This is a genomic window from Intestinibaculum porci (assembly GCF_003925875.1).
GTDB lineage: Bacteria > Bacillota_I > Bacilli_A > Erysipelotrichales > Coprobacillaceae > Intestinibaculum > Intestinibaculum porci.
In genome coordinates, this window is record NZ_AP019309.1 from 1,099,761 (window position 1) to 1,124,062 (window position 24,302).

General features: G+C 39.7%; 19 protein-coding genes. 18 read left to right on the forward strand and 1 reads right to left on the reverse strand.

Features of this window, described 5'->3' with window-relative positions:
* The first annotated feature begins 12 nt into the window (after window positions 1-12).
* From ruvB to SG0102_RS05415, 8 genes are all read left to right on the forward strand, one after another.
* Window positions 13-1,008, forward strand: coding sequence for a Holliday junction branch migration DNA helicase RuvB (ruvB, locus tag SG0102_RS05380; protein ID WP_125119014.1), 996 nt, complete (start codon window positions 13-15; stop codon window positions 1,006-1,008).
* An 18-nt stretch (window positions 1,009-1,026) separates the two neighbouring features.
* On the forward strand, window positions 1,027-1,497 hold the full coding sequence (locus SG0102_RS05385; protein WP_125119015.1) for a ComEA family DNA-binding protein: 471 nt from the start codon (window positions 1,027-1,029) through the stop codon (window positions 1,495-1,497).
* A complete protein-coding gene (locus SG0102_RS05390; RefSeq protein WP_125119016.1) occupies window positions 1,488-3,482 on the forward strand; it encodes a ComEC/Rec2 family competence protein in 1,995 nt (664 codons plus the stop codon). Before SG0102_RS05385 ends, SG0102_RS05390 begins: the two co-directional genes overlap by 10 nt.
* 479 nt (window positions 3,483-3,961) lie before the next feature.
* The gene (iscB, locus tag SG0102_RS05395) at window positions 3,962-5,317 is read left to right on the forward strand and encodes an RNA-guided endonuclease IscB (protein WP_125119017.1); all 1,356 of its coding nucleotides are present in this window, start codon (window positions 3,962-3,964) and stop codon (window positions 5,315-5,317) included.
* Between the two features lie 537 nt (window positions 5,318-5,854).
* Window positions 5,855-9,559 carry a SpaA isopeptide-forming pilin-related protein gene (locus SG0102_RS05400; protein WP_162300184.1) on the forward strand — a complete coding sequence of 1,235 codons (3,705 nt, stop codon included), beginning with the start codon at window positions 5,855-5,857 and terminating at the stop codon, window positions 9,557-9,559.
* 277 nt (window positions 9,560-9,836) lie between these two features.
* Window positions 9,837-10,334, forward strand: coding sequence for a SpaA isopeptide-forming pilin-related protein (locus SG0102_RS05405; protein WP_125119019.1), 498 nt, complete (start codon window positions 9,837-9,839; stop codon window positions 10,332-10,334).
* Between the two features lie 443 nt (window positions 10,335-10,777).
* Window positions 10,778-11,623 (forward strand): MurR/RpiR family transcriptional regulator, encoded by an 846-nt coding sequence (locus tag SG0102_RS05410; RefSeq protein WP_125119020.1) that lies wholly within the window; start codon window positions 10,778-10,780, stop codon window positions 11,621-11,623.
* Window positions 11,624-11,727: 104 nt separating this feature from the next.
* Window positions 11,728-12,705, forward strand: a complete 978-nt coding sequence (locus SG0102_RS05415) for a Gfo/Idh/MocA family protein (RefSeq protein WP_125119021.1) — start codon at window positions 11,728-11,730, stop codon at window positions 12,703-12,705.
* Between the two features lie 31 nt (window positions 12,706-12,736).
* Here the strand turns inward: SG0102_RS05415 and SG0102_RS05420 are convergent, their stop codons facing one another.
* Window positions 12,737-13,018 (reverse strand): winged helix-turn-helix transcriptional regulator, encoded by a 282-nt coding sequence (locus SG0102_RS05420; RefSeq protein WP_125119022.1) that lies wholly within the window; start codon window positions 13,016-13,018, stop codon window positions 12,737-12,739.
* Between the two features lie 123 nt (window positions 13,019-13,141).
* On the opposite strand from SG0102_RS05420, the gene tnpA reads away from it, so the two are divergent.
* The 10 genes from tnpA (at window position 13,142) to dnaJ (ending at window position 24,098) form a co-directional block, all read left to right on the forward strand.
* A complete protein-coding gene (tnpA, locus tag SG0102_RS05425) occupies window positions 13,142-13,582 on the forward strand; it encodes an IS200/IS605 family transposase (protein ID WP_125119023.1) in 441 nt (146 codons plus the stop codon).
* 31 nt (window positions 13,583-13,613) lie between these two features.
* Window positions 13,614-13,778, forward strand: coding sequence for a hypothetical protein (locus tag SG0102_RS15345; protein ID WP_157982982.1), 165 nt, complete (start codon window positions 13,614-13,616; stop codon window positions 13,776-13,778).
* Between the two features lie 102 nt (window positions 13,779-13,880).
* Window positions 13,881-16,007: a YhjD/YihY/BrkB family envelope integrity protein gene (locus SG0102_RS05430; protein ID WP_125119024.1), complete on the forward strand. Its 2,127-nt coding sequence runs from the start codon at window positions 13,881-13,883 to the stop codon at window positions 16,005-16,007.
* A gap of 45 nt (window positions 16,008-16,052) precedes the next feature.
* Window positions 16,053-17,006 (forward strand): DNA polymerase III subunit delta, encoded by a 954-nt coding sequence (gene holA, locus SG0102_RS05435; RefSeq protein ID WP_125119025.1) that lies wholly within the window; start codon window positions 16,053-16,055, stop codon window positions 17,004-17,006.
* A gap of 4 nt (window positions 17,007-17,010) precedes the next feature.
* Entirely contained in the window at window positions 17,011-18,222 is a 1,212-nt protein-coding gene (locus SG0102_RS05440) for an L-serine ammonia-lyase, iron-sulfur-dependent, subunit alpha (RefSeq protein WP_125119026.1), read from the forward strand.
* Window positions 18,206-19,300: a radical SAM family heme chaperone HemW gene (hemW, locus tag SG0102_RS05445; RefSeq protein WP_125119027.1), complete on the forward strand. Its 1,095-nt coding sequence runs from the start codon at window positions 18,206-18,208 to the stop codon at window positions 19,298-19,300. The genes SG0102_RS05440 and hemW overlap by 17 nt, the downstream gene beginning before the upstream one ends.
* A 145-nt stretch (window positions 19,301-19,445) precedes the next feature.
* Window positions 19,446-20,495, forward strand: a complete 1,050-nt coding sequence (hrcA, locus tag SG0102_RS05450; protein WP_125119028.1) for a heat-inducible transcriptional repressor HrcA — start codon at window positions 19,446-19,448, stop codon at window positions 20,493-20,495.
* A gap of 4 nt (window positions 20,496-20,499) precedes the next feature.
* A complete protein-coding gene (gene grpE / locus SG0102_RS05455; protein ID WP_231999862.1) occupies window positions 20,500-21,078 on the forward strand; it encodes a nucleotide exchange factor GrpE in 579 nt (192 codons plus the stop codon).
* A 13-nt stretch (window positions 21,079-21,091) separates the two neighbouring features.
* Entirely contained in the window at window positions 21,092-22,918 is a 1,827-nt protein-coding gene (dnaK, locus tag SG0102_RS05460) for a molecular chaperone DnaK (protein ID WP_125119030.1), read from the forward strand.
* 55 nt (window positions 22,919-22,973) lie between these two features.
* On the forward strand, window positions 22,974-24,098 hold the full coding sequence (gene dnaJ / locus SG0102_RS05465) for a molecular chaperone DnaJ (RefSeq protein WP_125119031.1): 1,125 nt from the start codon (window positions 22,974-22,976) through the stop codon (window positions 24,096-24,098).
* Window positions 24,099-24,302 lie beyond the last annotated feature (204 nt).

Genomic DNA, 24,302 nt, shown 5'->3' on the forward strand with positions numbered 1-24,302 from the left:
AGGAATGATGGTATGGCTGAAGATGTTTTAGATACGAAGGCCCATCGCGAAGACGATGAAGAAAGTCTCCGTCCAGCCTCGTTTGATGAATATGTCGGTCAAAATGATCTTAAAGAAAACTTACGCATTTTCGTCTCCGCGGCGAAAAAACGTGATGAATCATTAGATCATGTTTTACTTTATGGTCCACCTGGTTTAGGAAAAACCACTATGGCAATGATTATTGCGCATGAAATGGGCGCGGGCATTAAAATTGTGACCGCACCAGCCATTGATAAAACAGGTGATTTGGTTGCCATTTTAACATCTTTATCACCAGGTGATGTTTTATTTATCGATGAAATTCATCGTTTAAACAAAGTTGTTGAAGAAGTGCTTTATCCAGCTATGGAAGATTACTGTGTCGATGTGATGATCGGGAAAGAAACACCACGCAGTGTCCGCATTGATTTACCACCCTTTACTTTAGTGGGGGCGACGACGCGAGCAGGAGATTTAAGTGCTCCGCTGCGTGATCGTTTTGGCATTGTCTCGAAGTTAGATTACTATAATGATGAAGACTTAACGAAGATTATCTCTCGTACGTCCCGCGTTTATGACTTCGCGATGGATGATGATGCAAAATATGAATTAGCACGTCGTTCCCGCGGAACGCCACGTATTGCCAATCGTTTATTCCGCCGAGTACGAGATTTTGCGCAGTTTTATGATGATGACCACATTTCATTAGCCCGTACACAGGAGGCGTTGGATCGCTTAAAAGTCGATAACTTAGGCTTAGATGATGTCGATCGTCGTTATCTGCTTGGCATTATTAATCGTTATGGCGGCGGCCCGGTCGGATTAGATGCGTTAGCAGCGAGTATTGGTGAGGAATCGGTGACGTTAGAGGATGTATACGAACCGTATTTATTACAAAAAGGCCTTGTCAAAAGAACCCATCGTGGTCGTATTGCGACCCAGCTGGCCTATGATCATTTTCATATTACCAGAGAATTCGAAGAATAACGAATTCTCTTTTTTAATATGAAAAAATTAAAATTTGTCGGCCTGGTTCTTTTGATTATTTCCTCACTCATTTACGGTTATGTTCATCCTGAAAAAGTAACCGTTAAAAAGAAACGTTCACCTAGTATTACCTTGGCGGGGGCTTTTAAGAAAAATGGTACTTATAAGATTAAAGAAGGAATGCTTTTGAAAGATGTTGTGAAAGACGTCGGTGTTTTGCCGGAAGCTAATATGAAAGCGATCTCGTTAAGTGAAAAGGTGCATGCGGAACAGACAATTTATTTACCCAAAAGACATAAAGTGATGATTTCTCTTAATAAAGCTCAGGCAAAAGATTTTATGCAGTTAAATGGCGTTGGGGAAAAGACCGCCCAAAAGATCATTGATTATCGTAAAGCCCATCGCTTTGCCTGGATTGAAGATATTATGAACGTCTCAGGCATTGGCGAAAAGCGCTTTGAAAGTTATCGGGAGTATTTATGCTTGTAAGATATCATCTTTTTTATTACGCCATTTTTGCTTTATTAGTTGTTGTCTGTCGTTTTGTCCATCCGCTTTTTCTCATCGCTTTAGCATTTTATAGTCTGTTTTTGGTAAGACGTACCTCATTTCGGCACTTGCTTGTCGCTATCGTTTTATCACTGCCTTTATTACGAATGCTCAATGCCCCGCGTTTACCACATTATTTAAGCGGCCGTGTTGTCACTGTCAATACCAATCATATTATTGTGAAAACTACCTATGGAAAGGTCAAAGTTTATACCAAAGATCATTTCCGTTATCAGGATGAAATTCGCTTTAGTGCTCGCTCGATTAAGATCCATGAGGCCGCTAATGACAATGGTTTTAGTGAAGATCATTACCTTAAAGGGGCTCATATTATTGGCAAAATGTATATGACTCATTTGTATAAAAAACAAAGCCATTTCTCACTCGCTAATCTTTTAGAAGAACATTTCAGTCATAACGTTAAGCTGCGTTCTTATCAGCGTTTATTTATTTTGGGATTAAAAGATGAAGAGATCAAAAGTGATTATAGTGCGATGACTTCATTAAGCATTGTGCACATGTTTGCCTTATCAGGAATGCATGTCATGATTCTCTATAGTCTGCTTTTTCAGCTTTATGGCTTTGTGATGCCTAAAAAGATCGCGCATATTCTTGCGGAAATCACGATTGGGTTATATGTTTTCATGATTCCCTTTAATATCTCTCTGCATCGTGCATTCTTCGTATTGGTTTTAGGAGATATCTTTAAAAAGCACCTTAACCGCTTAGATATATTAGGGCTGCTTATTATTGGTCATTTGCTTTATAATCCGTATGTTATTTACTCCATTTCATTTGTCTTCTCTTATTTTATTTACCTGATTGTCATTTTAACGAAAGATTTAAAAGGCTCACCGCTTTTGATTTACTTAAGTACCATTCCCATTGTCTTATCCTTAAACTTCAGTGTAAATCTTGTTTCGTTTTTGTTGGCAGATTTGTTAATGCCTTTTGTGGAAGGATTTTATATTATTACATTAGGTTCATTATTCTTCGCTATTTTCAAACCCGTCTTATCACTGATGATTTATGTCTTTACCAACATTTTGAAAATGACAGGGGATCTCTCTTCCGCTATTACCTTTCAGAAACCAACCTTATTATTTATGGGTCTTTATTATTATGCTTACTTTACTTTGCTTTATAAACGGGAAATGCATCAGCCAAGCAAACGTACAGTCCTTTTCTTATGTGCTTTGATGATCAGTTTTCATGTGTATTCTAAGTACAAGATCTATAGCGAAATAGGGATGATTAATGTCGGTCAAGGAGATTGTAGCTATTTTCGCTTACCTTATAATCAAGGTAACTATCTCATTGATACGGGTGGTAATATTCGCTATGATGTCGCCACCACAACCGTGATTCCTTTCTTAAAATCTCAAGGGATTGATCACTTAGATGGTGTTTATATTTCTCATACTGACTATGATCATTCCGGCGCCTTGTCTTCATTAAAAGAACATTTTAAGGTTAAGAAGGTCATTATGTCTCCAAAGCCAGAGAAAACTATAGGTCCGATGACTATTAAGTTTTTAAAAACCGGCCATCATTATGGCAATAAAAATGATGACTGTAATATCCAATATGTCACTTTACATGATTATCATTACTTATTTACCGGTGATCTTTCTGAAGTAGGGGAGAAAGCTCTACTTAAGAAATACCATCATTTGGATGTGGACGTTCTAAAAGTTGGCCATCATGGCTCAAAACATTCATCATCGGTCTCTTTATTTGAAATGATCCATCCGAAGATTGCCTTTATCGGTGTTGGCGAAAATAACTTTTATGGACATCCTAGTGATATTGTCATTAAACGATTACAGGAACGCAATATCTATATCCTAAGAACAGATCAGGACGGTAATTTCTGTGTTCGTGATTATGGTTATCATCACTACGTATTTAAACACCATACATAAATGCAAGCTTATGGTTTCACATCTTTTGCCACTTGCGAGAAAGCTGTAATGAAGAATTTACTGTGATCATGACATTTGAGCAGGTATTATCAATGTCAACTACCCGCGACTAAAGTCGCAGGCTTGTCTCGCGCAAGTCTAAGACTGGCGTCGGTACATATGTACTAGCTGATTAGCCTAATGTGTTTCGGGCACTACGTTATCCGCAAAAATACAGGCACCTGGGGATTCTTCCCACGTCCCTCGCTCTGCGGGCATGCATTAAACATCTCTGACGTGCAGGAGAAGTGTGCATGTCATACACAACTGCGGATAACCTTGGCGATGGGAACTACCCTGAAAGGGAGAAACTGCATATATACTGCCTCTGGCAAGCGTATGCAGGCGTGCGTAAGCGCACACTTATTCATCAATCTTAGCTCAGCTGATTAAGTTTATATATTCAAACGTTATTATTTTACAGGAAAGGAGGAATTTCCATGAGCGTATGCGTTGTAGCGCCGGATAAAAAGCCGCTGATGCCGACAAGCGAGTACCGTGCAAGAAAGCTGCTGAAAAGCGGCAAGGCTGTTATCTTTAAGTATAAGCCGTTCACGATCATGCTTACAAGAATCGTAAGCGAGAATATGCAGCCGATCGAGTACTGCTGCGATACGGGATACAAACATATTGGTGTATCCATCAAATCAGAAAAACACGAGTATTTTGACTGCCAATTTGACATGCTTCAGGATGAGAAGAAGCGGCACGATGACCGTCGGAAAATGCGCCGCGCAAGAAGAAACAGGCTTCGCTACAGAAAGCCCCGTTTTGATAATCGGACAGCTTCCAAAAAGGAAGGATGGCTGGCGCCGTCGCTGAGAAACATCCGTGATCAGCATATCCGTATTTTTGAGCGGTTCCTTGAGGTCATGCCGATAGTCTCAGCCACGTTTGAAATGGGCTCGTTTGACGTCCACGCCATGCATGAGTTTGAGGCAACAGGCACCGTGCTTAAAGGCGATGATTATCAGAAGGGGCCGCGATACGGCATGAACACGCTGAGAAAAGCCGTTTTCTATCGTGACAATTACACATGCCAGGTGTGCGGGGAAACCGCGGATGAAGGCGCTATTCTGAGAGTGCATCATATCGGCTTCGAAACAGGCGATCATACGAACCGCATGAGCAATCTGCTGACCGTCTGCACAAAATGCCATACTTCGGCAAACCACAAGCCGGGCGGAAAGCTGTACGACCTGAAGCCTAGGACGAAGCCGTTTAACGGCGCAGCCTTCATGAACGCTGTCAGATGGCAGATGTTCAGAACGCTGAAAAGCACCCACCCTGATTTAGAATGGCACATGACATATGGCGCTGCTACGCAGGAGGCAAGAAGAGTCCTACACCTTGAAAAGTCGCATGCCAATGACGCCTACGCCATGGGAGAATTCCATCCAAGACGCAGGACGCCTTTTATGCATTTTCAGAAGCTGAGACGGAATAACCGCATCCTTGAAAAATTCTTTGATGCAAAATACGTTGATGCGCGAGACGGCAAGACAAAGAAAGGTGCAGAGCTGTCATGCGGACGCACAGACAGAAGCGAGTCAAGACACTCCGAGAAGAACCTTCGCGTATTCAGAGAGCGGAAAGTTTCGAAAGGCAGACGCGTGATCAGAAGAAGCCACTATAAACTGCGTCCTGGCGATACTGTTGTTATTGGCGGAGAGAAGCATAGGGCAAAGGGCGTTCATAACAAAGGCACATATGTTGTGACAGACGCCAAGAAGTCAGTGCCTGTTAAGAAAGTAGAGAAGATTATTCATGCAGGTGGGTATATGCCTGTTAAATAGAGAAGGAGGATGGCACAATTCCTCCCGCGAATGAATTCGCAGGTATCCTTGTGCCTATATATCAATGAAAACGGATAAGGAATATGTCCCTAAAAAATGTCTTTTGCTTTCCGGTATGTGAACCAGTGTATGGTTCAGATTAAAATGGAAGTGGTGTTCTATCGAAAGGGTAGGACGCCATTTTTGTCTTGAAAGACATTTTATGTCACAAAAATTACAGTTTCATATTATAGTGCAAAAATTGAAGAAAATACGGAAATGGTGCGAGAGTTTCCAACTGGTGGATCGTGATCCATTTATTTAAATTGTAAGTGATAAATCTCATTTACCGCAGTTAAAGGAAAGTGTTGCGGATATAAATGCATTGATCATTGAAGCCTTATAAGCAGATAGATAACTGTCTGTCAAGTACAATTTTTGCATTTAGAAGACCTTTTTTGGCAATAGCCCAAAAATATGTTTGCTTTTAAAATAGGATGGAAGAAACATGAGGGCAGTAAGGTAACCTTATATTTTCTACATAAGGAGAGAGTTAATATGAAGCAAATCAATACAAATCATTGTTATCAATATATGAGCCAAAAGCTGATACTATTGTGCTTATCACTATTAATGGTTATTATATTAGGCAGCATTACAAATACTTTTGCGGAAGAGACTAAATATAGTGCGTATACATTTGAAGGCAATAAAAATAGACGTATTGTAGTGAAATATCATAATGATCAGATAGATGCAAATTGGTCATTTTGCATTAATAGTGATCGTCATGAACCAGGAAATAGCAGTGGGGCTACAGGTACTTATACGAAAATCATAAACCCGACAGAAGTTGTATACAAAGCGAATGCCCAAGGGGGAGGCGGTGATTATAAAAAAGTAAAAGCCGTTCTTTATTATTATGCCACACATGCCGAATATAATTATGTTGTTGTGCAAAATGAATTATATACGCAAATGGGCATTTCTGGCTATGATTCACCGTGGAATAACGATAATTCACTAAAAGAACAAAAGGAAACACTTAGAAACTTTGTCAATCATCTAACAGACGAAGAAAGCAAATTAATAGATGAAAGAACAACTTTTTATCTCTATCATTCAGAAGAAAATAACATTCAAAATTTAATAACCTGTAAAGTGAAACCTTTTGAATCAAAGTTTATCAAAAAGGATAGTGCAACAAAACAAAATCTTGCTGGTGCAAAAATTCAGTTTTTCAAAGTAACGGATAGCGGTAAGCAACTTTTAGATCAAAATGGGCATGAGTTAAGAGGAGATAATAATACTACGGCAAGCTGGACATCAACAGCTGATGAAGAAACATTTGTAATTCCGGAAGAAGGAACTTATATCATTCATGAATTATCAGCACCTGCAGGTTATAATGAAACAGATGATATTGTTTTTAAGATGGATGCTTTTGGTCGTATTACAATTGGCAATTATGATTCTAATAATAAAGCAGCATTTGAAACCAATGCTCCAGTTAGTAATATTACGACTTATACATTCGTCATGAATGATGTTCCAGAAACAGGTAAAGAAATAGAAATCGGAAAAATAAATGGAGCAGGAAAACCTTTAGCAGGTGCGACGATTGTTATTAAACAAGGTGATGCAACCATTAAAAGATGGACAACTGATACAGCTAATAAAACATTTAAAATTGCGCCGGGAACTTATACATTTCATGAATCCAGTGCCCCAAAAGATTACCAGTGTGTAAAAGACTTTGATTTTACGGTTGATGGAGAAGGGCGCATTACTATTGATTCATCGATCACATATGCTAGTGTGAATGGCAATAAGTTAGTTGTTACTGATGATCATCAGCCAATTAAGGTTACGGTTTATAAAACATGGGATAGTGGAACAGTTGCGAAAGCAGTTAAACTTCAATTATATGTTGATGGCAAAACGTATGGTGATCCCGTAACATTGAAGTCAAGCGATGGTAAAAATTGGTCTTATAGCTGGAATGAAGTGCCTTATAGTTATGGGGATCATTATGTTGTAAAAGAAGAAAATTCTGATGTATTTTATCCTATTGAAACAGATAATTATACGATAACTTATTATGAAAAATATTCGGATTCTGATTTTAAAAGCTTGGAAAATGGTACCCAAATTATGTTAGTGAATCGTTCAACTACGCAGGCATTAGGGTTACAAATGTCGCAAATAAGTAGCGATCACGCTCCTTTAGAATGGAAAACAGTTAATAAGTATAATGATCAGATTGTCAATGCTCCAAGTGCTGACTCGCTTTGGACAATTCAAGATAATAAAAATGGTGTTGTTGCGCTCAAAAACAGCCAATATTCAAATCTTCAAATAGTTAATGTGAAAAAATCTGTGGATTTGGTGATGGCAGGGACAACAACACTTGCATGGGTCAATGCAACACAAGTGCATTTTAATAAGCAGGGGTATCTGCAAATTGGTTCTGGTGCAGGATCTAACTGGTCTCTCACACAAAATACCGATGATCAATATGCAACAAGCAATTATTTTTCGTGTTCTTCTAACCCAAATATTCAATTTGATGTTTATGTCAGAATAACCAAAACTGTGAGTGAAAATGAAAAAGTGATTACACTGACAAATAAGGCTTATGAAAAAGGGAATGCTTCGCTTAAAATTAGGAAAAAAGATAGTCGTGATGCTGCTAAATATTTAGCAGGAGCGACATTCACGCTCTATCGCTATGATAACAGTGTAACAACGAAAATTCCTGGCAGTGATCTGACAGGCAGGAAAGTAGATACTGGTACAACGAATAGTGAAGGATCGTATACATTTGAAAAATTACCATTTGGGGAATACTATCTTGTCGAAGAGGAAGCACCATCCGGTTATGAAAAGTTAACAGAACCTATTCAAATTCATTGGGTTAAAGATGGTGATTCCGGTAAAGCTATTGTATCTAAGCTTTCAAAAAGTCATGCAAAGTTTGAAAACAGTATTTTAGAGATCGCAAATGATCAGAAGAAAGTAAAGAGTTTAACAGTTCAAAAAGGCTGGGATATTGGGACTACGCCACAGGATATTCAGGTGACTCTTTATAAAGATGGAAAAAAGGCTGCTATTAAAGAAGCAACAGTGACATTGACCGCGGAAAAACATTATCAATACACTTGGAAAAATCTTGATTATGATGGGACTTATACTGTTTTAGAAGATACAAAGTCTAAAGATTTTGCATCTGAAGTAAGTCCTTCGTCAGGAATTAATACCTATACGAAAGTTGATAAGTTAAGTGATTTAGTAAATGGCGATCAGGTTGTCTTAATGGCTAATCAAGCGACTCCGCAAGTTTTAGGTGTTCAACCTAATGCTTCAAGTCATGAAGGGAAATTACGGTTAGTGACTCCTAATACCGGCTCGCTTAGTTCGTCAACTCTTTATACAACTCCAACAGCTGATACCTTATGGACAATAACTAATAAAAAAGAGCATACAGCGCAGTTCTCAAATGTGAAATATCGTGGATTAAAAATTGCAAATAAGTCTGGAGAAGAAGACAGTTTTGTTTCTGCAGATTCTTCGTTGATTACAGATATGTATTATGATTCACAAAACAGGTTACGTTTTGGGTATGGAGATAACACTTATGCGATGACGTATGATCCGCAAATAAAACAGTTCACTTGTACCGCTCCAAGCAAGAATACCAATCAGCTTCGCTTTGATATTTATAAAGTTAATACTGTTAAAGACCGCCGTGGTGAAGAATCTTTAGTAGTGATTAATAATAAGAGCACGACGATTAAAAAGGCTTCTATAAAGTTGAAAAAGTTTGAAGCAGGCGATACAACGAAATTACTGAAAAACGCAAAATTTCAGTTGTACATTAAAAATGAAAATAGTGCGACAAATATTCCGCATACATCTGTTTACGGAACACAAGTTGGGGATACACTAACAACAAATGAAGATGGAACATTATCAGTTTCAGGTTTAAATGTTGATACAACTTATTATTTTGTGGAAACAAAAGCACCTGAAGGGTATAAAGCTCTGGATCAGGCTATTGGCTTTACTGTGTCTGTTAATGGCGATATAGAATTAGTGAATTCGGTTGAAAATGTCATGGTTTCTAATGATGTGCTTCTTGTTGGAAATACGAAATCCTATGTGTTACCAGATACTGGCGGAACGGGAATTTTTCAATATTGGCTTTGGGGTTTAATACTCATTTTTATTTCTATTGCTTTAAAAACAAAAGGAATACATTGATGATGAGCTACAAATAGTTCGAACGCTCATGCTTTGCTGGCATAAAGATTACTATGGTGAAGCAAATTTTTAAGTGAAAAGTAAGTCTTTTATTCTTCTACATATGTGAAAGTATGATGAGAATTTTCAAAATGGGCTCTTTTTGCTTGCAATGAGGATGGATTATGTTCATACTTATAAAAGAAAAGAACCAATTATGTCATGAAAATTTCATTCTTGGGACTCGTGCATGTAGGAATATAGGACTATAATGAAAGTGAAAGGTGAGGTGATGGACATGCATAAGAAATGGAGTATTTTCGTGATGGTGAGTCTGCTTGTCCTGTCAGTCTCTGTAAACAAAGTACAGGCCAAGTCTGCTTCTAAGATTTTCCTTCATTATACTGATGATGCAACGAAAAAGGCTGTTAAAGGGGTGACTTTTACATTAAACAAGGTTGCTGGCGAAGGAAAAAGCGGTTATGTATTCACAAAAGCGTATCAAAAGAATAAAGTGACGCTTTCTTCTGATGATACCCTCAAGAATATTCAAATCGCTAAACAGCTCGAAAAAGTCAGTAAGAAAGGTATCAAGCGTACAACAAATAAGCAAGGCAAGATCACTTTCAATAATTTAAAAGCTGGCGTTTATCTTATTCGTCAGACCAAAGCGGCTGGCAGCGCTAAAAACTATCAGAAAATCGAGCCATTCCTTGTTTACTTAACGGAATCGACGAAGAAAGTTACTTATGACTTAACAGCTATTACACCAGTCACGATGACGGTATTTGGCTAAATGAAAGGATCAGCTATAAACGGCTGATCTTTTTTGGTACAATTTATGTCTCTAAAGTGTGCATTTTCCGTACTAACTTAAAAGTGTAATATGCAGTAAGATGGAGTTGCAGACGAAGGAAATGAGTAAGGTTCCTCCCGAACACGAAACCTGACCTCATGTCATGCAAGCGTTATTTCTGCTTATTCCCGAAAGCAATAAAATAATGTGCCCTTGAGTAGCATCTTCTTCAACCCTTACGAAGAATGTCTCTAATTTTTTGCACAACACTTTCTTTATGCCCTAAGATTTATCGAGAGATGAATCACCCTATTTCTTGCTGCTAAGGGAGTCCTTGTAAGCCCGGTGACGATCGGGTTTTTTATTTGCCTGAACACTTGACTATCTTGATGAACTTTTGTACGATCACATCAACAGTTTTTATTAAAGGTGGCAAGATATTTATGAGTCAAAGTTCAGTGATCAGCATGATCTATAGTTTATATGATGATTTCTACCCGCAGGAAAAGAAGGTGGCTGATTATGTCATCGCCCATGCACATGATGTGGTCAATATGAATAACAGCGAATTAGCGAAAGCCTGTGAGACGAGTGTAGCGACGATCAGCCGTTTCGTCAAAAAATGCGGTGTGGAAAGTTTTCATCAGTTTAAAGTTGTGTTAGCGCGTGATGTAGTTTTAGGCGAAGATGTGCAGGTCTCTTCGACAATTTCCTTAGAGGATATCCATACATCAATCGCTAATATTCAGGCAAATAAAATGAATGAAATCAAAGCCACATTATCTTTGCTCGATGAAAAGCAGTTAAAAGAAGTGGTTGCTTTATTAAGCAAAGCGGCGATGATTCAGATTGTCGCAGTGGGCAATACCATTCCGGTGGCGATCAATGCGCAGTATATGTTTAATGAGATTGGCTTACGCGCTATGGCGGGGACAATCTGGGAAACGCAGCTGGCTTTTTCGATGACGTTAACACCTCAGGACGTGATGATTGCGATTTCCAATACAGGCGAATCGAAAGACGTCGTGAAAATGATTCACAATGCGCGTGAAGGCGGGGCTAAGGTGATAGCTATTACGAATAATCCTCAGTCAACGATTGCCTTGCTGGCGGATTATCACTTACAGTCAGCCACTAGAGAAAAACTATTTCTTAATGAATTCTATTTTTCTCGCGTATCCGCGATGACAATTATCGAAGTGCTTTATCTCTTTTTGACGGTCGGTCATGAGAAAAGCTATGACTATCTCTCGAAATGCGAAAACTTAATGGTTGATGAGAAATTATAATTGTGGGGCAACTCACAATTTTTATTTTCGTTATTTTTGCTATTGACGTAACTTAATAATGTGATAGAATAAAAGTACGAAATAAAGTAACAGGAGGTATCGCTATGGCAGTAAAATACAATTGGGCAACGATTGGGACCGGGGTGATCGGTCATCAGTTAGCAGAGGCTCTGCAGAAACAAGGGGGCAACCTTTATAGTGTCGCCAATCGCACATATGAAAAAGGCGTTGCGTTCGCCAAAGAATATGGCATTGAAAAAGTATACAAAGAGATTGATGAAGTCTTCACCGATCCAAACGTCGACGTCATTTATATTTCAACCCCGCATAACACGCATATTCAGTATTTACGTAAAGCTTTAAAAGCCGGTAAACATGTTTTGTGTGAAAAATCTATTACCTTAAATAGTGATGAATTGGACGAGGCGATTGCTTTAGCTGAGGATAATCATGTCGTTTTAGCGGAAGCGATGACACTCTTTCATATGCCGCTTTATAAAAAGCTGCATGAGATTGTCGCTAGTGGTCGTTTAGGTCCTTTACGTCTGATTCAGATGAACTTTGGCTCTTATAAGGATTACAATATGAAAAACCGTTTCTTCTCCCGTGAACTAGCAGGTGGGGCAATGCTGGATATCGGGGTTTATGCCTTATCCTTTGTGCGTTTCTTTATGAGTTCAACACCAACTCATATTCAGACGCAAGTGAAATTCGCGCCAACTGGTGTAGATGAAATGGCTAGTTTATTACTGCAAAATAAAGAGGAAGAAATGGCGACGGTTATTTTATCTTTACATGCCAAACAGCCAAAACGTGGCACAATCGCTTTTGATCAGGGCTATATTGAAGTGTATGAATACCCTCGCGGAGAAAAAGCGGTCATTACTTATACTAATGATGGACATCAGGAAGTTATTGAAGCGGGCGATACCAATGATGCCTTAGTCTATGAAGTGCAGGACATGGAAAAGGCTATTGATGAAGGCTATGATATGCATTTGGATTATACTCGTGACGTGATGAAAATTATGACTTATGCGCGCGAAGAGTGGCATATGAAATATCCTGAAGAGGAGGCTTAAGCCTTCTTTCTGGGTATAAGAAAAGATTTGATCAGGAAATGATCAAATTTTTCATGTTTTGTTCACCCCAGGCACACATCGCCTCAACGATCGGTGCTAACGAACGTCCCTGCACAGTGAGAGAGTATTCGGTTTTTGGCGGCACAACAGGATAGACTTCGCGATGAATCATTCCGTCGTTTTCTAAATCGCGTAACTGTTGTGTTAACGTTTTAGCCGTTGCCTGCGGCAGGCGGTGACTGAGTTCACTAAAGCGCAAAGTACCTTCATTGAGTAAGTAATACAGAATAATACATTTGTATTTTTCACCGATGACTGATAAGGTTGCTTCAACAGGGCAGTGAAATTTCTATTCCATAAATGCCTCCATAGTATCCTTTTAGATAGTATAGTAATTTAAAATGCGTACTTATAATAAGAAACTAAAGATGCTAGGATGAGATCACCGAAAAGTCTAAACTATCATATTGTTTTTGTGACAAAATACAGACGCTCGTGCATAACGGAGGAAATCGGCAACTTTTTAAAGGAAGAGATTGTACGACTAATTGAATCCATGGATGGGCATGTCTGTGAAGTGGAATATCACAAGGATCATGTTCACATCTTGGCAGAGCTTTCTCCGAAACATGCTATATCTGATCAAATTGGCGTAATTAAGGGAGTTACTGCCAGAAATGTTAAAAAGAGATACGGCAGTCAGATTTCGAAATATCTCTGGAAGGGGCAGTTTTGGGCGCTAAGCTACTTTATTGCAACTTCAGGAGGCGTTACGCTTGATGTACTGAAAAAATATATTTCGGAGCAGAGAACTGGCCCATCAAAAGGCGGATGGCACGACCACAAGAAAAAGCGTCATTCATCCCCGTGCGATTGAAACAATCGCAGCGGGGTCTTCTGGCGCTTCTTTGATAAAAGATCAGGAAGTGTTACGCGTTTTAATCGCGATTGGTCATCCGGCACATCAGAGTACGATTGTCCCGGCACAAAAAAGTTTGGCTTATTATCAGGATGAACAGCATCATTTCTATGTCCCTAAAAAAGCCTTATCTAAAATCGTTACAATACTCTAAGATGAAAGACTATTCGGATGAATGGTCTTTTTTGGCGCAAAGGCGCAATTTGATAAAGGGCTTACATTTGATATGGTATACTGATTGTAGGAAGTGATCAATATGCCACAAATAACAACAAAAGAGCAGATCTCACAGGATCTGAAAAAACTTATTTATATCTTCTTACATCCGCGTGACAGTATGAAAAAAGCATTGACCTTTTTTAGTGAATTTTCCGAGAGCTTTCCTGCTTACAGCAGTGCGGCGTTAGCGTTTTATATTATTATTTTAAGTGTTCCAGCACTGACGATCATCGCTTTAGCTTCGACGCTTTTTCATATCGATTTAGCGACTCTGCAGGATATTTTAGAGCGTTTCTTGATGCCCAAGTATGCCAAAATGTTAAGTAAAGTATTAACCAATAAAACAATCAGTTTGTCGACGATCATGATTTTAGCTTTCTCGGTGTATGCCGTCTCCCGTGGAATTGGGGCGATTTATACCATGACCAAGAAACTTTTCCCATTGGATGAACTGACCAAAGAAGGTGTTTTTCACTATTATCTTTACACCATTCGCATTACCATCTTCATTCTGCTTTCAGCGATCAGTCTGATTATCGTATTAGCGATTGGTCCGATTGCCCGCATTTTTCATGTCTTTTATGGTATTATGATCTTCCGGGCTTTCCTCTTATTTATGATGGTGACCTTGTTTTTTACGCTTCTTTACCGGATGATTCCTCGTGCCCATATCTTTTTTCGAGAAGCTTTTAGGGGCGCTTTAGTTGCTACAATCGGCGAATATTTACTGATGAGTTTTTTAGACTTCTATTTACAAAGAGCGAATTTTTCTAACGTCTACGGTCCTTTAGCGAGTATTGTGATGGTTTTGTTTATCTTAGATTGGTCCGCCAAAATGTTTTACTTTGGCATGTTTGTGACGCATCGTCTCTATATGAAACGCTTTTTAGCGCGAAATGTGGAAGTAGAGGTTGAAGCGATTAACCATCGTGGCCAGGCTTATACCCATGTCTTTCGTAAAATGTGTTATTTAAAAAATGCTTTACCGGGTGAAAGAGTCGAAATCAGTATTATGAAAGAAAGTCGCAGCCGTATTTATGCGATTGTTTCAAAAGTTCTTCAGGCCAGCCCTGATCGTATGACCCCAGCCTGTTATCAATGTGATTTATGTGATCGCTGCCAGCTGCAGTATATGGATTATGAAGCCTCATTACGTCTGAAACGTCATGAAGCGCAGCGCTCTATTATGAAATATTCTTCATTTGCCTATGGTGATGAAGTGGTGCATGAACTGCTGCCAGTGCATACATTGACCCATTATAAGAAGTATCTCAAAGCTCCGGTTTCTTTTGATCAGGAATACTATATTGGTGATCATCACAAACAAAGCTGCAGTTTTATGCGTTCTTGTGTCCTTAATGATGGAAAAATGAATACGGCTATCGTGATGATCGAAAAGATTCTCAATAACTATATGATCAAGACAGTTGAAACGGTGATGTTTAAAGTGATTGGTGAAGCGATTATTGTCTTTATTGATTGCGGTCATCATGGTATTGATCCCCAGCTAGTGATCGAATTAAAGAAAACATCCATCAACAGTCTTTACCAAATGCATAAGCGGATGGGAATCATGACCTATACATGTATTTATGGCGATGCGCATTATCCGTTTTTCTATCAGGGAAAAACCTATCAGATCTCTCCGTTAAACTATATTTATACCAATCAGGAAACCTTGGGGCACCTCCTTGATCTGATGATCAGTCTGCTTGATGAAGACGATCAGATATTGACAATAGGATGTGGTTTTCTGCTTAATATGGCTTTGTCACAGGAGGTCATCGCCCTCAATGAAAATGAAGCGATGTATCGGGATATGAAAGACTATGCTCAAAAGCATCAGCTGACGCATAAGAAGTTCTTATATGGCCGTGTTGATGCCCGCATTGGCATTGTCATCAGTCGTCATCATTTCGCTAGTGCGGTTGTCAATTTGATTGATAAACCGTTATCGAGCGCTTTATCACAAGCCTTTTTCACGGCCCGCATTCCTCATCTTTACATTATTACGATTTCACCCCATGAGTTAATGGTTAGTTTAAAGGGAAATGATGCTGATCGTCTGCAGAGTACTTATCATTTAGAGGATGTCTATGGCTTAGATAGTGAACCTTATACGATGAATGCCCTGTGGGTTTTCAAGCTGACATTAAAGAATTGAGAAAGTCGATAATTGTGATAGAATACTTTTAATGGAGGTGGCCAGATGAATTTTGTGATCTATGGTGATGAACGTTTATTAATGGATGATAAGCTCAAAGAGCTCAAAGAGCGTTATCACTGCTCAACCGATGACATGAACTATAGTGTCTATGATCCAAGTGAAAATAGTATGAGTATGATTCTAGAGGATTTAAGAACCTTACCGTTTTTAACGGATTATAAAATGGTTGTTATTACTCATCCGCTGTTTCTCACCTCGAGTAAACAAAAAGAGGTCAGTGAACAGGACTTAAAAGCTTTTATGGATTATATTGAACAGGATAATCCAACTAGTATTCTTGTCATCTTTCACGAAGGTACTTTTGATGAACGTCGGAAAGTCATGAAAAGTTTACGTAAACATGCCCAGGTATTTCAAATGGAAAAGATGGATAGTCATTCCGTTTATAAAGTAACGCGGGAAATGATTATGCAAAAAGGCTCTAAAATTGATAATGATGCCCTCAATCTCTTATTAAGCCGGACAGGCGATAATCTGTTTGAAATTTCTCATCAGGTTGAAAAGCTGACATTATACACACAGCATATTCGCATGGAAGATGTCGATGCCTTAGTAGCGGCGCCATTAGAAGAAAATGTTTTTGCCTTAACCAATGCCATCTTAGCCCATGATATGGCCAAGACAATGGGCATTTATAAGGACCTGATGGTCACTAATCATGAACCGATTGCTTTGATCGCTTTAATTGCGACGTCGCTGCGTCATCTTTATGAAGTCAAATTACTGTCTCGTAAAGGTTATAACGATCGTGAAATAGCCAAGATGACCGGCATTAATCCGCGTGCCATTTATCCTATTCGGAAAAATGGTGAGAAGTTTGAAATCAATGAGCTTCTTGCCAAACTCAATGAACTCTCACAGTTAGACGTGAAAATCAAAACGGGTTTGATTGATAAACAGCGCGGCTTAGAATTATTTTTATTACATATGGGGTGATGCTATGCATTCATTGAAAGAATTATATAAAGTGGGGATTGGTCCATCCTCATCACATACGTTAGGGCCACAGAAAATTGCTAAGCGTATTCGTAAAGAATATCCCGAAGCGACACGTTTTGAAGTAGCTTTACATGGGTCATTAGCCTTAACGGGGAAAGGGCATCTTACTGACAAAGTCATGCGTGATACCTTTGCCCCGAGGCCTTGCACCTTTACTTTTAATGCTGATCGTTTGCCCTATCATCCCAATGGCATGATTGTTAATGTGTATCAGGATGACAAACTGCTTAACAGTATTGAAGCGTATTCGATCGGCGGGGGTGCCATCCTTTTTAAAGGAGAATTTGAACGCGGTCTTAAAGAATATTACCCGCATAACAGTATGGAAGAGATTCTCACTTTCTGTGAACATAATGCTTTATCGCTTTATGATTATGTTAAACGTTATGAAGAAGATGATATTGAAGAGTATCTGATGATGATTTTAGAGACAATGTTAGCGTGCGTGGATGCTGGATTAAAAGCAGAAGGGGTTATTCAAGGACGATTAAAGATGAAGAAAGTGGCCAATGACATGTATCATCAGGCTTTGAATATCCATACGCCAATGCGTCGCTCCCGTCTGATGATTGCCTCTTATGCTTATGCAGTTGCGGAAGAAAATGCGGATGGTCATCGCATTGTCACCGCGCCAACATGCGGAGCAAGCGGGGTTGTGCCAGCAGTTCTTTATCATGCTTATCATAACTTGCATATGAGCAAGCAGGATCTTGTTGAAGCGTTAGCGATCGGCGGCCTTTTTGGCAACTGTGTTAAATATAATGCGACTATTTCCGGCGCGGATGGCGGCTGCCAGGCGGAAATCGGTACCGCTTGTGCGATGGCTTCAGCGATGGTCGCCTGGATACATGAACTCAATAACAATTTGATTGCCTATGCGGCTGAAATGGGCTTAGAACATAATTTTGGCCTGACCTGTGATCCGGTGGGCGGTTATGTGCAGATCCCTTGCATTGAACGTAATGCTTATGCAGCCCTGTGCGCGATGGATGCCGGCTTGTTAGCGGGAGAGCTGGGCTATTTAAGAAAGAATAAGATTTCTTTTGATCAGGCGGTGCGAGTTTTAAAAGCGACCGGTAAAGATTTAAATGATGCCTATAAAGAAACCTCATTAGGCGGCCTAGCGAAGGAGTATCATGTTGAAAACGACTAGCGCTTTATATGTCCATATTCCGTTTTGTGACAGCATCTGCAGTTACTGTGATTTTTGTAAAGTTTTTTATAATGAGAAGATGGTCGATGATTATTTGACGGCGTTAGAAAAAGAGGCGCAAACGTTGCAAGGGACGATGACGACAATTTATATTGGCGGCGGGACGCCTTCGAGCTTATCTTTAGCGCAGTTAGCGCGTTTAATGCACATTTTAGCGCCATTTTGTGATGCGCATACGTTAGAATATACGATGGAAGCTAATCCTGAATCCGTCACGTTAGAGAAACTGCAGCTGCTTGCTCACTATGGGGTTAATCGTCTTTCTCTTGGCGTGCAGAGTTTTCAGCCTCATTTAATTAAGGCGATTGAACGTCATCATCATCAACAGATGGTGATTGATGTTTTAAAGATGGCCCAAGATTATATCCCTTCATTATCGATCGATATGATGTATGGCTTACCAGGACAGACGCTCGCTGATCTGAAAAAAGATTTAGCGGTCATCGATACCTTACCAATTACGCATCTTTCTTATTATGATCTGATTCTTGAAGCGGGGACGAAATTAAGTCATACGTCCTATCAAGGCATTGATGAAGATCTTGATGATGCGATGGAGACACAGATACATCATCATTTAGAGCTGCTTGGCTATCATCAGTATGAAGTCTCTAACTATGCTTTAGGAAACCATGAATCCATGCATAATAAAGTGTACTGGCATTATGATAACTATTATGGCATTGGCGCGGGGGCGAGCAGTAAGATTGATGACTGCATGATTGATCATAGCCGCGCTTTACTGAAATACCTTCGTGGCGAAGATATTACCCATGTCACAAAACTGAGTAAAGAAGATACGATGTTCAATCATCTGATGATGTCACTGCGTTTAGTGGAAGGTTTAGATTTGACGGAGTTCACCCGGCGTTATGGCAAACGCGTACAGGAGGTCTATCAGGAGCCGTTAAAGAAACATCTCTCTTTAGGCAATTTAGTGATTGATGATAATCATTTAAAAACAACCCCGAAGTCACTGCGCTATCTCAACAGCATTCTGATCGACTTTCTCGATTAATACCTGTTTTTACGGGTATTTTTTTCTTTTCGTGAAACGAAAAGAAAAAGAGTTAAAGTTTAGCACTTAATTATTGACACTGCTAAAAATGTGTGTATAATGGAGTTAGCAATTGAAGAAGAAGAGTGCTAAAGGAGGAATCGATATGCTTACAGCCCGACAATTACTGATTTTTAAATACATCGTCGAAGAGTATATCCAGACGGGTGAACCGGTCGGCAGTAAACTGTTGATGACGAAATACAAGCTTCCTTATTCAAGTGCAACGATTCGTAATGAAATGAGCACCTTGGAAAAACAGGGCTTTCTTGATAAGACGCATACCTCAAGCGGGCGTGTGCCAAGCAAGAAAGGCTATCATTTCTATGTCGAGACATTACTACAGCCGAATGTAGATGACGAAGTCAAAAATCAGGTCTCTACATTGTTTGCGAACACCAACCGATCGTTAAGCGAAATTATTGAGCAGTGCTGCGAAATGATTTCTCAGTTAACGAATCTGACAACGGTAGCCTTAGGCAACAATGCGAGTTTTGAACGCTTTCAAAACATTACATTAGTACCGCTAGGCGCCCATAGTGCCACTGCCATTATCGTGACCGATAAAGGACATGTCGAAAATCGCACTTTCCAGATTAAGGATGAAGCGATGATGGATGACCTCAATGCTTGTGTTGGTGTGATCAACGATACAATGACGGGCACTCCGATTGATGATGTCGTTGAAAAACTGGAAAATGATGTCAAGCCTATTCTTAATGTTAAGGTAAAAGAACATGAAGTGCTCTTTAATGCCTTCCTGGAAGCTTTTATGAAGTTTGCCAAACAGAATGTGTACTTCTCTGGTAAAGATAATATACTTTATCAGCCAGAATACAATGATGTCAATAAACTTCGTAAGCTGGTGACAGCTTTTGAAAATTCATCTCGCTGGAAGATGCTTGAGCCATCGAGTGATAGCGAAGATGGTGTCACCGTGAGAATTGGCAGTGAAACACCATTCGAAGATATGGATGATGTTTCCGTTATATCAGCATCGTTTGATACTGGTAAGGAATCTAAAGGCTCTATTTCGGTGATCGGTCCAACCCGTATGCCTTACGAGAAGGTCGTATCCTTAGTAGAGTACGTAAGTGACAATATTGAAAAGCTGATTCAGGATGAATACGGCGACGAAGAAAATGATGAGAGGTGAAAATATGGCAGAAGAAAAGAAAAATGATGAAGTTCAGGAAGAAACAAAAGATGTAAAAGAAGAGACTAAGCAGCCTGAAGCTTCTCCAGAAAAAGAAGAAAAACCACAAGAAGAGAAAAAAGCAGATCAAGATCAGGAAATTGCAGACCTGAAAGAAGAAGCCAACAAATGGAAGACAGAATACTATAAAGTCTTTGCGGATATGCAGAATACCCAGAAACGTTTGACAAAGGAATTCGATAACACAAAGAAATTTATGATGCAAAACTTTATTGAAGATCTGTTACCGGTAGTGGACAACTTCGAACGTTCATTAGCTTCTGAAGCCAATGATGAAAGTCTAAAAAATTTCCTTAAAGGATATCAGATGATTCATGATCAGCTCATGAATATCTTAGAGAAAAATGGTGTGAAAGCCATCGAGGCCAAAGTCGGTGATGATTTCGATCCTAACTTGCATCAGGCCATTATGACTGAAAAAGTGGATGGGATGGAACCAAACAAAATCACTGAAGAATTACAAAAAGGTTATATGTTAAAAGATCGTGTCATTAGAGCAACACTTGTCAAAGTGAGTGAATAGGAGGAAATAAACTATGAGCAAAATTATTGGTATTGATTTAGGGACAACAAATTCATGTGTGTCCGTTATGGAAAACGGCGAAGCAAAAGTTATCGCTAACCCAGAAGGGATGAGAACAACACCTTCGGTTGTTGCTTTCAAGAATGGTGAAATCATTGTTGGTGAAGCAGCAAAACGTCAGGCGGTCACAAACCCAGATACTGTTTCTTCAATCAAGAGACATATGGGTACAGATTATAAAGCAAAAGTTAATGGTAAAGAATATACACCAGAAGAAATTTCAGCAATGATCTTACAGAACTTAAAGGCTACTGCTGAAGCTTACTTAGGTGAAAAAGTAACCGAAGCAGTTATTACTGTTCCTGCTTACTTCAATGATGCACAGCGTCAGGCAACTAAAGATGCTGGTAAGATCGCTGGCTTGGATGTTAAACGTATCATCAACGAACCTACCGCTGCCGCTTTAGCATTCGGTATTGATAAAATTGAAAAAGAACAGAAAGTCTTAGTATACGACTTAGGTGGTGGGACATTCGATGTTTCTATCCTCGACTTAGCTGATGGTACTTTCGAAGTATTAGCTACGGCTGGTAACAACCACTTAGGCGGCGATGACTTCGATAAGAAAGTTATGGACTGGATGGTTTCTGAATTCAAGAAAGAACAGGGCATCGACTTATCAAATGATAAGATGGCTATGCAGCGTGTGAAAGATGCCGCTGAAAAAGCGAAGAAAGACTTATCTGGTATGATGCAGACTCAGATCTCATTACCATTCATCTCTGCTGGTGCGAATGGTCCTGTCCATTTAGATATGACTTTAACAAGAGCAAAATTTGATGAATTAACAAGCGACTTAGTACAGATGACAGAAACACCTGTACGTCAGGCTTTAAGCGATGCTGGTATGAGCGCTGGCGATATTGATGAAGTCTTATTAGTCGGTGGTTCTACACGTATTCCTGCCGTTCAGGAATCTGTTAAGAGATTATTAGGTAAGGAACCTAACAAATCTGTCAACCCTGATGAAGTTGTTTCTATGGGTGCTGCAATCCAGGGTGGTGTCATCGCTGGTGATGTTAAAGATGTCTTATTACTTGATGTCACTCCATTATCATTAGGTATTGAAACAATGGGTGGTGTTATGACGGTCTTAATCCCTCGTAATACAACGATCCCTACTGAAAAATCACAGATCTTCTCTACCGCTGCGGATAATCAGCCAGCTGTTGATATCAACGTTTTACAGGGTGAACGTTCAATGGCTAAAGACAATAAGCAGTTAGGCTTATTCAAATTAGACGGTATCGAACCTGCACCTCGTGGTGTTCCTCAGATCCAGGTTACTTTCAATATCGATGTTAACGGTATCGTTAATGTTAAAGCAAAGGATATGAAGACTAACAAGGAACAGTCTATTACGATCCAGAACTCTACTGGTTTAAGTGATGAAGAAATCGACCGTATGGTTAAAGAAGCAGAAGCGAACAAAGCGGAAGACGAAAAGATGAAGAAAGATATCGAAACAAAGAACAAAGCTGAACAGATGATCAACGAAATCGATAAAGCCTTAAGAGAACAGGGCGATAAGATCTCACCTGATCAGAAGAAACAGGCTGAATCATTAAGAGATGAATTAAAGAAAGCCTTAGATGCTAATGATATCGCTACTCTTGAATCTCGTATGAATGAATTAGAACAGATGGCTCAGCAGATGGCAAGCTATCAGTACCAGAATGCTCAGGGCGCTAATGCCGGAGCCAATGCTGGTGCGAATACAAACAGCTCATCAAATAACAATGATGACGATGTTGTAGATGCTGATTATACGGAAAAATAATGTGAACATCCAAGGCTTTGGCCTTGGATTTCACTTGAATTAAGGGGGCGTAAGCATGGCAGAAAAAAGAGACTATTATGAAGTCTTAGGCGTAGATAAAAACGCGACGCAAGATCAGATCAAACGTGCTTATCGTAAGATGGCCAAAAAATACCATCCGGATGTGAATAAATCTCCTGATGCAGAAGAAAAGTTCAAGGAAGTCAATGAGGCTTATGAAGTCCTCTCTGATGAAAATAAGAAAGCTGCTTACGACCGTTATGGACATGCGGCTTTTGATGGCACAGCAGGGGCTGGCGGAGCCGGCGGCTTCGGCGGCTTTGGCGGTTTCGAAGATATGGACTTTGGTGATATCTTCGGCTCATTCTTTGGCGGCGGCGGAAGATCACGTACCCGTGATACCGGACCACGTCAGGGCGAAGACCGTTTTGTCCAGTTAGATATTGACTTCATGGATGCCATCCGTGGTAAGAAAACAGATATTAAAATTAATTATGATGAACCTTGTAAAGCTTGTAACGGCAGCGGGGCCGCGAGTCCAAATGATATTGAAAACTGTCCGCGTTGTGGCGGCAGTGGCCGTGTGCGCATGCAGCAGCGTTCACCATTTGGGACATTTGTGCAGGAATCTGAATGTCCAGATTGTCACGGCACCGGGAAAAAGATCAAAAAGATTTGTCCAGAATGTCGCGGCAAGGGTTATAAGAACAAAAATGTCACTGTTGAATTAAATATTCCTGCGGGGATCAATACCCATCAGCAGTTACGTGTCCAGGGCAAAGGCGGCCGTGGCATCAATGGTGGTCCTAATGGCGACTTATATGTGGAAATTTATGTGCGTCCACATAAACACTTTGTTCGTCAGGGCAATGATATCCATATCGAAATTCCGGTTTCGGCAGTTGATGCAACGTTGGGCTGCAAGGTGGAAGTGCCAACCGTTTACGGTGATGTTGAAATGAGTATCCCTGAAGGGACACAGCCAGGCACAACTTTACGATTACGTGGCAAAGGTGTGAAGTCTTTACGTGGCAATACTTATGGTGATGAATATGTCACTGTCAATGTGAAGATTCCAACTAAGTTGACAAAAGCCGAAAAAGACCTGTATAAGAAATTACAGGGCGGAACAACCCGTAAGAGTATTTTTGAACAGTTTAAAAACTCATTTAAAGCATAAAATAGCTTTGATTTATACATAAGATAAAGCATGAACATCCGTTTGGATTGTTTGTGCTTTTTTTGTTCAATCAGTCTTTGCGTAAATTGGAATCTAAGGATAATACCTATGAGTAGGTATTGTCCTTTTTGTGCATCGTAATAATAGCGAGACGATTCATAAATTGCTAATAAACAGCCAAAAGGGTATTTGCTTGATCATGGT

What these genes read in the sequence shown, in the direction of transcription:
- ruvB (WP_125119014.1), top strand. Translation starts at nt 13, where the DNA reads ATGGCTGAAGATGTTTTAGATACGAAGGCCCATCGCGAAGACGATGAA.
- SG0102_RS05385 (WP_125119015.1), top strand. Translation starts at nt 1,027, where the DNA reads ATGAAAAAATTAAAATTTGTCGGCCTGGTTCTTTTGATTATTTCCTCA.
- SG0102_RS05390 (WP_125119016.1), top strand. Translation starts at nt 1,488, where the DNA reads ATGCTTGTAAGATATCATCTTTTTTATTACGCCATTTTTGCTTTATTA.
- iscB (WP_125119017.1), top strand. Translation starts at nt 3,962, where the DNA reads ATGAGCGTATGCGTTGTAGCGCCGGATAAAAAGCCGCTGATGCCGACA.
- SG0102_RS05400 (WP_162300184.1), top strand. Translation starts at nt 5,855, where the DNA reads ATGAAGCAAATCAATACAAATCATTGTTATCAATATATGAGCCAAAAG.
- SG0102_RS05405 (WP_125119019.1), top strand. Translation starts at nt 9,837, where the DNA reads ATGCATAAGAAATGGAGTATTTTCGTGATGGTGAGTCTGCTTGTCCTG.
- SG0102_RS05410 (WP_125119020.1), top strand. Translation starts at nt 10,778, where the DNA reads ATGAGTCAAAGTTCAGTGATCAGCATGATCTATAGTTTATATGATGAT.
- SG0102_RS05415 (WP_125119021.1), top strand. Translation starts at nt 11,728, where the DNA reads ATGGCAGTAAAATACAATTGGGCAACGATTGGGACCGGGGTGATCGGT.
- tnpA (WP_125119023.1), top strand. Translation starts at nt 13,142, where the DNA reads ATGAGATCACCGAAAAGTCTAAACTATCATATTGTTTTTGTGACAAAA.
- SG0102_RS05430 (WP_125119024.1), top strand. Translation starts at nt 13,881, where the DNA reads ATGCCACAAATAACAACAAAAGAGCAGATCTCACAGGATCTGAAAAAA.
- holA (WP_125119025.1), top strand. Translation starts at nt 16,053, where the DNA reads ATGAATTTTGTGATCTATGGTGATGAACGTTTATTAATGGATGATAAG.
- SG0102_RS05440 (WP_125119026.1), top strand. Translation starts at nt 17,011, where the DNA reads ATGCATTCATTGAAAGAATTATATAAAGTGGGGATTGGTCCATCCTCA.
- hemW (WP_125119027.1), top strand. Translation starts at nt 18,206, where the DNA reads ATGTTGAAAACGACTAGCGCTTTATATGTCCATATTCCGTTTTGTGAC.
- hrcA (WP_125119028.1), top strand. Translation starts at nt 19,446, where the DNA reads ATGCTTACAGCCCGACAATTACTGATTTTTAAATACATCGTCGAAGAG.
- grpE (WP_231999862.1), top strand. Translation starts at nt 20,500, where the DNA reads ATGGCAGAAGAAAAGAAAAATGATGAAGTTCAGGAAGAAACAAAAGAT.
- dnaK (WP_125119030.1), top strand. Translation starts at nt 21,092, where the DNA reads ATGAGCAAAATTATTGGTATTGATTTAGGGACAACAAATTCATGTGTG.
- dnaJ (WP_125119031.1), top strand. Translation starts at nt 22,974, where the DNA reads ATGGCAGAAAAAAGAGACTATTATGAAGTCTTAGGCGTAGATAAAAAC.